Source organism: Geobacillus sp. 47C-IIb, from assembly GCF_014679705.1.
Taxonomy (GTDB): Bacteria; Bacillota; Bacilli; order Bacillales; family Anoxybacillaceae; genus Geobacillus; species Geobacillus thermodenitrificans.
Map to the genome: position 1 here is coordinate 1,924,827 of NZ_CP061473.1, position 11,118 is coordinate 1,935,944.

The 11,118-nt window shown below is 48.0% G+C and carries 11 protein-coding genes; 4 read left to right on the top strand and 7 right to left on the bottom strand.

What is annotated here, in order from left to right; translation table 11 throughout:
• Nucleotides 1-57: 57 nt before the first annotated feature.
• From rsmG to rpmH, 7 genes are all read right to left on the bottom strand, one after another.
• A complete protein-coding gene (rsmG, locus tag IC804_RS09750) occupies nt 58-774 on the bottom strand; it encodes a 16S rRNA (guanine(527)-N(7))-methyltransferase RsmG (protein ID WP_008880826.1) in 717 nt (238 codons plus the stop codon).
• Nucleotides 775-797: 23 nt separating this feature from the next.
• Complete coding sequence (gene mnmG / locus IC804_RS09755) at nt 798-2,687, bottom strand: tRNA uridine-5-carboxymethylaminomethyl(34) synthesis enzyme MnmG (protein ID WP_008880827.1); 1,890 nt, start codon at nt 2,685-2,687, stop codon at nt 798-800.
• A 16-nt stretch (nt 2,688-2,703) separates the two neighbouring features.
• Complete coding sequence (mnmE, locus tag IC804_RS09760; RefSeq protein ID WP_008880828.1) at nt 2,704-4,092, bottom strand: tRNA uridine-5-carboxymethylaminomethyl(34) synthesis GTPase MnmE; 1,389 nt, start codon at nt 4,090-4,092, stop codon at nt 2,704-2,706.
• Nucleotides 4,093-4,368: 276 nt separating this feature from the next.
• Complete coding sequence (jag, locus tag IC804_RS09765; RefSeq protein ID WP_008880829.1) at nt 4,369-5,025, bottom strand: RNA-binding cell elongation regulator Jag/EloR; 657 nt, start codon at nt 5,023-5,025, stop codon at nt 4,369-4,371.
• Nucleotides 5,022-5,786, bottom strand: coding sequence for a YidC family membrane integrase SpoIIIJ (spoIIIJ, locus tag IC804_RS09770; protein WP_008880830.1), 765 nt, complete (start codon nt 5,784-5,786; stop codon nt 5,022-5,024). The genes jag and spoIIIJ overlap by 4 nt, the downstream gene beginning before the upstream one ends.
• Before the next feature lie 73 nt (nt 5,787-5,859).
• Nucleotides 5,860-6,225 (bottom strand): ribonuclease P protein component, encoded by a 366-nt coding sequence (rnpA, locus tag IC804_RS09775; protein ID WP_011888464.1) that lies wholly within the window; start codon nt 6,223-6,225, stop codon nt 5,860-5,862.
• 79 nt (nt 6,226-6,304) lie between these two features.
• Nucleotides 6,305-6,439 carry a 50S ribosomal protein L34 gene (rpmH, locus tag IC804_RS09780; protein ID WP_003397591.1) on the bottom strand — a complete coding sequence of 45 codons (135 nt, stop codon included), beginning with the start codon at nt 6,437-6,439 and terminating at the stop codon, nt 6,305-6,307.
• Between the two features lie 475 nt (nt 6,440-6,914).
• Between rpmH and dnaA the strand changes: the two genes are divergently transcribed.
• From dnaA to recF, 4 genes are all read left to right on the top strand, one after another.
• Nucleotides 6,915-8,267, top strand: a complete 1,353-nt coding sequence (gene dnaA / locus IC804_RS09785; protein WP_011886589.1) for a chromosomal replication initiator protein DnaA — start codon at nt 6,915-6,917, stop codon at nt 8,265-8,267.
• 171 nt (nt 8,268-8,438) lie between these two features.
• The gene (gene dnaN, locus IC804_RS09790; protein WP_029761071.1) at nt 8,439-9,575 is read left to right on the top strand and encodes a DNA polymerase III subunit beta; all 1,137 of its coding nucleotides are present in this window, start codon (nt 8,439-8,441) and stop codon (nt 9,573-9,575) included.
• A gap of 189 nt (nt 9,576-9,764) precedes the next feature.
• On the top strand, nt 9,765-9,986 hold the full coding sequence (gene yaaA / locus IC804_RS09795) for a S4 domain-containing protein YaaA (protein ID WP_011886590.1): 222 nt from the start codon (nt 9,765-9,767) through the stop codon (nt 9,984-9,986).
• A gap of 11 nt (nt 9,987-9,997) precedes the next feature.
• The gene (gene recF, locus IC804_RS09800) at nt 9,998-11,116 is read left to right on the top strand and encodes a DNA replication/repair protein RecF (protein WP_008880836.1); all 1,119 of its coding nucleotides are present in this window, start codon (nt 9,998-10,000) and stop codon (nt 11,114-11,116) included.
• The last annotated feature ends 2 nt before the right edge of the window (nt 11,117-11,118 follow it).

Consider the following 11,118-nt stretch of genomic DNA (forward strand, 5'->3'; position numbering starts at 1 on the left):
GGCGGGAGCCGGTACAACCTCTTTTCTCTTTCCCTTTCCCGCCGCGTCCGCAAAGGGTTACTGAATCGGTTGTTTATTTGGCGTTCCCGGTTTGCGCGGGTATCGGGCCGGCGTCTTTTTCGTTTTTTGAACGAAAATGATCGTCCGTTCGCCTTCCTCAAATGGCAGCATGAATGTTTCCGTCGCGGTTACTTCCCCGCCGAGCACGGCGATCGCTTTTTCCCCCTCTTTCAACTCTTCGGGGGCCGAAGCAGCTTTCATCGCGAGGAATGTACCGCCGACTTTCGTAAGCGGAAGGCAAAGCTCGGCAAGCACCGGCATACGCGCCACTGCCCTAGCCGTAACGACGTCGAACGATTCGCGCATCCCCTTTTGGCGAGCAAACGTCTCGGCACGATCGTGGTAAAGGGCGATATCTTTAAGCCCTAGTTCCCCAACAAGATGCTGTAAAAAGCGGATGCGTTTTTGCAGCGAATCGACAATCGAAACTCGCAAGTGCGGAAAGCAAATTTTAAGCGGGATGCTCGGGAATCCTGCCCCAGCACCAACGTCGCAAAGCGAGAACGGCTCGGAAAAGTCGTAATAAAACGCCGGAGAAACCGAATCAAAAAAATGTTTCACATATACACCGGGCTTGTCCGTAATGGCGGTCAAATTCATCTTCTCGTTCCATTCAACGAGCAGTTCATAATAGCGCTCAAACTGTGCAAGCGCCTGGGAAGAGAGGGAAATTCCCCTCTCTTCGAGCATGGCTTGAAATTGTGTCGCCTCCATAAGCCAATCCTTTCCCTCATGATTTATTCATTCGACACGCGCGCGATTCTTCCTTGTTCCAAATACACTAATAATATCGAAATATCGGCCGGATTGACGCCCGAAATGCGCGATGCTTGGGCAATCGAGAGCGGGCGCACTTGTTTCAGCTTTTGCCGCGCCTCGGTCGCCAGTCCTTGGATAGCGTCGTAATCGATATCTTCCGGAATTTTTTTGTTTTCCATTTTTTTGAGCCGTTCAACTTCTTGCAACGATTTTTGAATATAGCCTTCATATTTGATTTGAATTTCAACTTGCTCAGCCACTTCTGGAGCGATGTCTTCGTCAGCCGGCGCGAGTTTTTGAATATGTTCGTACGTCATTTCTGGGCGCCGGAGCAAGTCTGCAGCGCGGATGCCATCTTTCAGCTCGCTTCCCCCTGCTTGGCGGATCACTTCCTGCACTTCTGGCGTCGGTTTGATGATGACCGTTTGCAACCGTTTTTTCTCCCGTTCGATTGCCTCTTTTTTCGCCAAGAACGCTTGGTACCTCTCTTCGGAAATAAGGCCGATCCGATAGCCGAGCTCGGTCAGGCGCAAATCAGCATTGTCGTGGCGGAGCAACAGCCGATATTCAGCGCGTGATGTCAACAAGCGGTACGGCTCGTTTGTCCCTTTTGTTACTAAATCGTCGATCAAGACACCGATATAGGCATCCGAACGACTTAAAATGATTTCCTCGCGGCCGAGCGCGCGATGGGCGGCGTTAATGCCGGCCATAATGCCTTGACCCGCCGCTTCTTCGTAGCCGGACGTACCGTTAATTTGACCAGCGGTGTATAAGTTTTTCACCAACTTGGTTTCCAACGTCGGCCATAACTGTGTCGGCACAATCGCATCGTACTCGATCGCATAGCCAGCCCGCATAAGCTGCGCTTTCTCAAGTCCAGGAATAGTCTCAAGCAACTTGCGTTGAATATGTTCCGGCAAGCTTGTCGACAATCCTTGCACGTACACTTCTTCCGTTTCCCGCCCTTCCGGCTCGAGGAAAATTTGATGACGCGGTTTGTCGTGGAATCGGACGACTTTATCCTCGATCGACGGACAATAGCGCGGTCCGGTTCCTTTAATCATGCCGGAATACATCGGCGACAAATGCAAGTTTTCGTCAATGATGCGATGAGTTTCCTCTGTCGTATACGTCAGCCAGCAAGGCAGTTGGTCGGTGATGTATTTCGTCGTTTCGTACGAAAAAGCCCGCGGTTCCTCGTCGCCCGGCTGAATTTCTGTTTTGCTGTAGTCAATTGTCCGGCTGTTAACGCGCGGCGGCGTTCCCGTTTTGAAGCGAACGAGCTCGAACCCAAGCTCTTCTAAATGCTCAGACAGCTTAATCGACGGCTGCTGGTTGTTCGGTCCGCTTGAATATTTAATATCGCCAATAATAATTTCCCCACGTAGAAACGTCCCAGTCGTAATGACAACCGCTTTGGCGTAATAATGCGCTCCTGTTTGCGTAATGACGCCTTTGCAGACGCCATCTTCGACGATGAGCCGCTCGACTTTCCCCTGCAGCAACGTCAAATTTTTCTGGTTTTCGAGCGTCTTTTTCATTTCCCGCTGGTAAAGCACTTTGTCCGCTTGCGCACGCAACGCGCGGACAGCCGGCCCCTTGCCGGTGTTGAGCATCCGAATTTGAATGTATGTTTTATCAATGTTTTTCCCCATTTCTCCGCCGAGAGCATCGATTTCGCGCACGACGATCCCTTTCGCTGGGCCGCCAATCGACGGATTGCATGGCATAAATGCGATCATATCGAGGTTAAGCGTAATGACGAGCGTTTTCGCACCGATGCGCGCAGACGCCAGAGCCGCCTCGCAGCCGGCATGACCAGCACCGATGACGATGACGTCATACGATCCTCCGTGATACTCCATTTCGGTTCCTCCTTGTTTATTTTCCTAAACAAAATTGGGCAAACAGCTGATCAATCAGGCTTTCATGCACTGTATCGCCAACGATTTCGCCAAGCAGCTCCCACGCGCGGCGCAAATCGATTTGAACGAGATCGACCGGCATGCCAACATCAATGCCGGACAGCGCATCTTCGATCGCCTTTTTCGCTTGCTCGAGCAACGCGATATGACGGGAATTCGAGACATAAGTCAAATCGCCGGCTTCGAGTTCACCACCAAAAAATAAGTCAGCAATCGCTTTTTCCAGTTCATCAATTCCTCGTTCACACAATAGTGATGTTGCCACAATCGGCCGGCCAGCCGCAAGCTCTTTGACCCGCTCTATATCAATGTTCTGAGGCAAATCCGTTTTATTGACGATAACAATAACATCCATTCCTTCTGTCATTGCAAACAGCCGCTCATCCTCTTCTGTCAGCGGTTCATGATAGTTCAAAACAAGCAAAATTAAATCGGCCTTCTTCAACATTTGCCGTGAGCGCTCGACGCCAATCCGTTCAACAATATCTTCTGTTTCACGGATGCCGGCCGTATCAATCAAGCGGAGCGGCACACCGCGAACGTTGACATACTCTTCGATGACATCGCGCGTCGTTCCCGGAATATCAGTGACGATCGCTCGGTTTTCGTGAGCAAGCGCATTTAACAGTGAGGACTTGCCGACGTTCGGCCGCCCGATAATAACCGTCGCCAAACCTTCGCGCAAAATTTTCCCTTGGGTAGCGGTCGAAAGCAGTTTTTCAATTTGCCCACGCACGTATTCTGCTTTCTCTTTTAGTAGACGCGGCGTCATCTCCTCGACATCATCGTATTCCGGATAGTCGATGTTGACTTCAACGTGCGCCAACGTTTCTAAAATCGTCTGCCGCAATTCGCGGATCAATTTCGACAAGCGCCCCTCCATTTGCTGCAAGGCGACGTTCATCGCTCGATCCGTTTTGGCGCGAATGAGGTCAATGACCGCTTCAGCCTGGGATAAGTCGATGCGCCCGTTTAAAAACGCTCGCTTCGTAAACTCCCCCGGCTCGGCGAGACGCGCCCCGTTCGCGAGCACAAGCTGCAACACCCGATTGACGGAAACGAACCCGCCATGGCAATTAATCTCTACTACATCTTCACGCGTAAATGTTTTCGGCGCCCGCATGACCGATACCATCACTTCCTCAACGATCCGCCCGCTTTTTGGGTCAACAATATGCCCATAATGAATCGTGTGTGACGGCACGTCTTTCAGCTGCTTTCCAGTTGGGCTGCGGAAAAGCCGATCGGCGATCTCTACCGCCTCATCCCCGCTCAGCCGAACAATGGCGATCGCCCCTTCTCCCATCGGCGTCGAAATAGCGGCAATTGTATCAAATTCTGTCATGGCTTGTTCACCTCACTTTTCTCCGTTCCATCTATATCCACAACTTTTTTTGGCCGTATTCACCTTGTGTATTTTTGTTTAGTTCAATTTTAACTTATCCACATGTGAATAACAATATGGCACGCTCAGGCCGGTTGTCTAAAATGTATAGGGCTGATACAAACTATATAGAACATACATTCGCAAAATAAGACATGGTATTAGACATAAACATGTTAGGCATCCTCTCCGACCTAGAAATAGAAGCCAAAAAAAGAGAGGCTTCCTCTATGTTGTTTAAAGAGGTGCCTCTTTCCTTGACGATTTTTTGCCTGCTGCTGGCGAAACGACGATCGAACGATGTGGGTCAACCCCGATCGAATAGGTGGAGACATGTTTATTGCCGGCCAGTGCCAAATGAATGATTTTCCGCTCATGCGCCGGCATCGGCTCAAGCTTGACTTCTTTCCCCGTCTTGACCACCCTGGCCGCTAGCTTATGTGCTAATTCGACAAGCGCCTGTTTCCTTCGTTCGCGGTAATTTTCTACATCGACGGCAATCGACACGTATTCGTCGGCATGGCGGTTGGCGACGAGCTGCGTCAAAAACTGAAGCGCGTTTAACGTTTGCCCGTGTTTGCCAATCAGCAAACCGACCGGCCCTCCTTGAATGTGGAGCGTCACTTGCTTGCCGCGGCGGGCGACTTCAATGTTTGCCCCTTCCGCTCCCATTTGCGTGATAACCTGCTGCAAAAAACGTACCGTCTCCTCAACCGGATCGATTTTCAGCACTGCTTTCACAACCGCCGGCCGACCACCAAACAGGCCGAACCAACCTTTTTTTCCTTCATCGATTACGACGATATTCGCGCGCTCCCGAGGCACGCCGAGCTGTGCGAGCGCCAACTCCACCGCTTCTTCGACTGTTGCGGCAGTCGCGGTCACTTCTTTCACTTTTTCGCTCCTCCTGAATGGGCAGAAACAGCCGGCCCTTTAATGAGATACGTTTGCACAATGGAGAAAATATTTCCAACAACCCAGTAAAGCGACAAGGCGGCCGGGAAGTTGATCGCAAAAATGACAATCATAATCGGCATCATCCAAAGCATCATCGCCATTTGTGGATTTTGCTGAGCAGAGCCGGCCATCATAATTTTTTGCTGGATGAACGTCGTCAATCCGGCAACTAAAGGCAAAATATAGTATGGGTCCTTGTCACCAAGGTCGAACCATAAAAAGTTATGTTGAGCGATTTCCCTTGTGCGCATAATAGCATGGTAGAAACCGATTAAAATCGGCATTTGAATTAAAATCGGGAAGCAGCCAGCCATCGGGTTGACGCCGTGCTTTTGGAACAATAACATCATCTCTTGCTGGAGCTTTTGCTGGGTTTGCGCGTCTTTGGAACTGTATTTTTTGCGCAACGCCTCAATTTCAGGCTGAAGCGCTTGCATCGCTTTCGCATTGCGCGTCTGTTGAATCATCAGCGGCAAAATGAGCAGACGGATGAGAATGGTAACGACAATGATCGATAACCCGAAGCTTCCGCCAAGCAACTCAGCGACATATTTAATAAGCCAAGAAAGCGGATAAACGATATATTCGTTCCAAAATCCCTTGCTTTCTTGGGTGATCGGTTCATTAATTTCCGTGCATCCGGACAGCATGGCAGCCAATGCACTAAGCAAAACAATCAATGGAATTCGCCTTTTCACCTTCTTTTTCCTCCCACATGTACAAGTTCACGTATGTATTTTACCACCTTTTTTCGCCGCGTGGAGCATTTTTTCAAGCCAAATCCGTTGTTCGGCCTCTCTTTTTCAATCCCCCAGCTTTCCGCAGCACATGGAGCAAGCTTTTTTTCACTTCTGCATAGCCCATTTCAGCCACAGGCTGCCTAGCAATAATGACGTAGTCCTTGCCTGGGACAACCTCCTCTTTTAATTCAAGAAAACATTGGCGGACGTATCGTTTAATTTGGTTTCTGACAACCGCTTTGCCAAGCTTTTTGCTGACCGAAAGCCCGATGCGAAAGTAAGGCTGCTCCGGACGGTCAAGCGTATACACAACAAACTGGCGGTTGGCCGTCGAAACACCGCGTCGAAACACTTCTTGAAATTCCTCGTTTTTTTTGATCCGATACTTTTTTTTCATTTTCCCGAAACACTCCACTTGCCTAATTTCCCGACGGCAAAATGTTGAGAAAAAAGACCACTGATGTTTCAGTGGCCTATTATGCAGACAATACCTTTCTTCCTTTGCGACGGCGACGCGCCAATACTTTTCTTCCATTTTTCGTGCTCATGCGCGCGCGGAATCCGTGCACTTTGCTGCGCTTCCGTTTATTTGGTTGATACGTCCGTTTCATCTATGACACCTCCCTAGGGAATAACTGTTACGGGCAGTCTTTCTCATTATATTGAACAATCTTAGCAAATGTCAACCGCCTTCGTATTTTTCTCCCTCTATCACTGTTGTGGATAATTTTTCTGCCCTAAATAATAATCCACAACATTTATCGACATTTTTTTCACATGTTCAGCGGTGTGGATAACGATTTTTTCACAGCCTGTCCGTTTTGTGGATAATCAAAAAACACCATTGCAACTAGCTGCTTTATTTGCTATTATTAATGTGTTTTCACTATGAATAATCGTGTGGATAAAAAAAGATATCCACATTTGTGGATAGGATGTGGATATATTTTTTCACAGCTTGTTTATAGTGTTGTCCACAGATGGTGGATTTTGTCGAAAAGCCGCCTTTTTTCCTTAAATATATTTTTCCACAAATTTATTTTTTTAAACGAACCATTATCCTCTGAATTAAGGGAGGGGCAACGGGTGGAAAATATCCATGACTTATGGGATCGCGTGCTTGGAGAAATCGAACGAAAAATTAGCAAGCCGAGCTTTGAAACTTGGCTTAAATCGACGAAAGCCCACTCTTTACGAGGTGACACGCTCGTCATCGTAGCCCCAAACGAGTTTGCTAGAGACTGGCTTGATTCCCGCTATTCCCATTTAATTGCGGAAACCATTTACGCGATTACCGGTGAAGAGCTGGCGGTCAAATTTATCATTCCGCCAAATCAGGCTGATGAAAAATTGGAGCTTCCGTCGTCGGCGAAAAAACAACGAAAGCCGTATGAAGAGGCGAACGACTTCCCACAGAGCATGTTAAATCCAAAATATACGTTCGATACGTTCGTTATTGGCTCTGGAAACCGGTTTGCTCATGCCGCCTCGTTAGCGGTCGCTGAGGCGCCGGCTAAGGCGTATAACCCCCTCTTCATTTACGGCGGAGTCGGGCTTGGAAAGACACACTTAATGCACGCGATCGGCCATTACGTAATTGAACATAACCCATCCGCGAAAGTCGTCTATTTGTCTTCGGAAAAATTTACAAACGAGTTTATTAACGCCATCCGCGATAACCGCCCTGACGACTTTCGCAATAAGTACCGGAACGTCGACGTTCTGCTTATTGATGATATTCAATTTCTGGCTGGAAAAGAACAAACTCAAGAGGAATTTTTCCATACGTTTAACACACTGCATGAAGAAAGCAAGCAAATCGTTATTTCGAGTGACCGGCCACCAAAAGAAATCCCGACGCTTGAAGATCGCTTGCGCTCTCGCTTTGAGTGGGGACTGATCACGGACATCACGCCGCCTGATTTAGAAACGCGGATCGCCATTCTCCGCAAAAAAGCAAAGGCAGAGGGATTTGACATCCCGAACGAAGTCATGCTTTATATCGCCAACCAAATTGATTCGAACATCCGTGAGCTCGAAGGCGCTCTTATCCGCGTCGTCGCCTACTCATCGCTCATCAATAAAGAAATCACGGCTGACTTGGCAGCGGAAGCGTTGAAGGATATCATTCCGAGCGCGAAGCCAAAAGTAATTACAATCCAGGACATTCAGCGCGTTGTTGGGCAGCATTTCAACATTAAGCTTGAAGATTTTAAAGCAAAAAAACGGACAAAATCGGTCGCGTTCCCCCGACAAATCGCCATGTATCTCTCCCGTGAGCTGACTGACTGTTCGCTGCCGAAAATCGGCGACGAATTTGGCGGCCGCGATCATACGACGGTCATCCACGCCCATGAAAAAATATCAAAGCTTTTGCAAACCGACACGCAGCTGCAGAAACATTTAAAAGAAATCCAAGAAAAGCTGAAGCAACTGTGAATAACCGGCTTTGTTTTATGCACAGCTTATCCACATGTGGACAGGCTGTGCTTACTTCGCTTTTCTTGTTTATCCACATACTAACAAGCCATATGACTATTACTACGAATTTTTATTTTTATATTTTTATAATTTATTTCCGAACATCAACTAAACGGGGAGGAACGACAAGTGAACATTTCCATTGATCGCGAAGCGCTGGCAAAAAGCGTCCAAGACGTAATGAAAGCTGTATCGACAAGAACAACGATCCCGATTTTAACCGGAATTAAGTTAACAGCAAACGCTCATGGAGTGACGTTGACCGGAAGTGACTCTGACATTTCGATTGAGTCGTTTATTCCGCTCGAAAAAGAGGGACGCTTGCTTGTTGACGTAAAAAGACCCGGAAGCATCGTGCTGCAAGCGCGCTTTTTTGCCGAAATCGTCAAAAAGCTGCCTCAACAAACCATTGAGATTGAAACCGAGGACAACTTCTTGACTGTCATCCGCTCAGGACACTCAGAATTCCGTCTCAATGGCTTAAACGCTGAGGAATATCCACGTTTGCCGCAAATTGAAGAGGAAAACGTGTTTCAAATTCCGGCCGATTTATTAAAAACGCTGATCCGACAAACAGTGTTTGCTGTATCAACATCGGAAACACGCCCGATCTTGACAGGTGTCAACTGGAAAGTCGAAAACGGCGAACTGATTTGCACGGCGACAGATAGTCACCGCCTAGCGATGCGCAAAGTAAAAATCGAAGCGGAAAACGCGATTTCATATAATGTCGTCATTCCAGGGAAAAGCCTCAACGAGCTGAGCAAAATTTTAGATGACGGCAATGCTCCAGTCAGTATCGTTATCACGGCCAACCAAGTGTTGTTTAAGGCGGAACATCTTCTGTTCTTTTCCCGATTGCTCGACGGAAATTACCCGGAGACAGCCCGCTTGATCCCAACCGACAGCAAAACGAACATGGTCGTCAATGCAAAAGAATTTTTGCAAGCGATCGATCGGGCATCCTTGCTTGCAAGGGAAGGAAGAAACAATGTGGTGAAACTGACGACGCTCCCTGGAGGATTACTTGAGATTTCTTCGATTTCTCCGGAGATCGGAAAAGTGACTGAGCAGTTGCAAACCGAGTCGATTGAAGGCGAAGAATTAAACATTTCCTTCAGTGCAAAATACATGATGGATGCGCTGCGGGCGCTTGATGGCAACGATATTCAAATCAGTTTCACGGGGGCAATGCGTCCGTTCTTGTTGCGTCCACTTCATACAGACTCAATGCTTCAGCTTATTTTGCCGGTAAGAACATATTGATAACCCCTTAATAAAGCTAGCTTTACGCGCATAACGGCTGTGCTGTCTTAAACATGACTTTTTCCGTGACCGATGAGAAGGATGGGAATCCCTTTGACTGTCCTTGCTCATCGGCTTTCTTTGCGAGTGGAAGAGTTTTTCGGTAAAATAAAAGAATAGGCAGTTTGAAGGAAAGCGAGCGATAAGCAGATGGAACAAAAAGTAACAATTACTACGGAAACGATTACGTTAGGACAGCTGCTAAAGCTAGTGAATTTGATTGAGACAGGCGGCGCAGCGAAATGGTTTTTGCAAGAATACAATGTATTCGTTAACGGTGAAAAAGAGGACCGGCGCGGCCGGAAACTGAAAGACGGCGACCGAGTTGAGATTGAACGGATCGGCACGTTTATCGTCACGCAAGTGGAGTAGGTGAAGGCCGGGTGTTTCTGACTAACTTAACACTAACGAACTACCGCAATTATGAACATGAGACGTTAAGTTTTGACCAAGGCGTTAACATCATCTTAGGGGAAAACGCCCAAGGAAAGACGAACATGATGGAGGCCATTTATGTTCTGGCCATGGCAAAATCGCACCGCACCACGAACGATAAAGACCTTATCCGTTGGAATGAAGACTATGCTAAAATAGAAGGAAGAGCAGAAAAGCGAAGCGGTTCTTTAGCGCTTGAACTGACGATCTCAAAAAAGGGAAAAAAGGCAAGATGTAACCATATTGAACAGCAGCGGCTCAGCCAATATGTTGGCCATTTAAACGTTGTCATGTTCGCTCCTGAGGACTTGAATTTAGTCAAAGGAAGCCCGCAAGTACGGCGCCGGTTTATCGACATGGAAATCGGGCAAGTATCTCCCGTTTATATACATGATTTAAGCCAATATCAAAAGCTGTTGCAGCAGCGCAATCATTACTTGAAAATGATGCAGGCACGTGAGCAACACGATGAAGCAGTGCTCGACGTATTAACCGAGCAGCTCATGGTGCTGGCGGCAAAAATCACCCTGCGGCGCCGCCAGTTTTTAGCGTTGCTCGAGCAATGGGCAATGCCGATCCACCATGAAATCAGTCGTGGCGCCGAACGGCTTCACATTCGATACGAACCATCAGTTGACGTATCAGAAAAGGCAGAATTGTCGAGAATAGTAGAAGCATACAGTGAAACGTTTGCCGCCATGAGAGAGCGGGAAATTCAGCGGGGAACGACGCTTGTCGGCCCACACCGTGATGACATTGCGTTTATCGTCAATGGAAAAAACGTGCAAACATTCGGCTCCCAAGGGCAGCAGCGCACAACAGCGCTGGCGGTCAAACTAGCGGAAATTGAACTCATCTTTTCTGAGTTAGGAGATTACCCCATTTTATTGCTCGATGATGTGTTGTCGGAACTGGATGACTTCCGACAAACCCACCTCCTTGATGCGATCCGGAAAAAAGTGCAAACTTTTGTCACTACAACAAGTATCGACGGCATTAAGCACGATCTCATTCAAGAAGCGGCCATTTATCGAGTTCACTCCGGTTCGGTAGCCGCCCCTTCTTGATT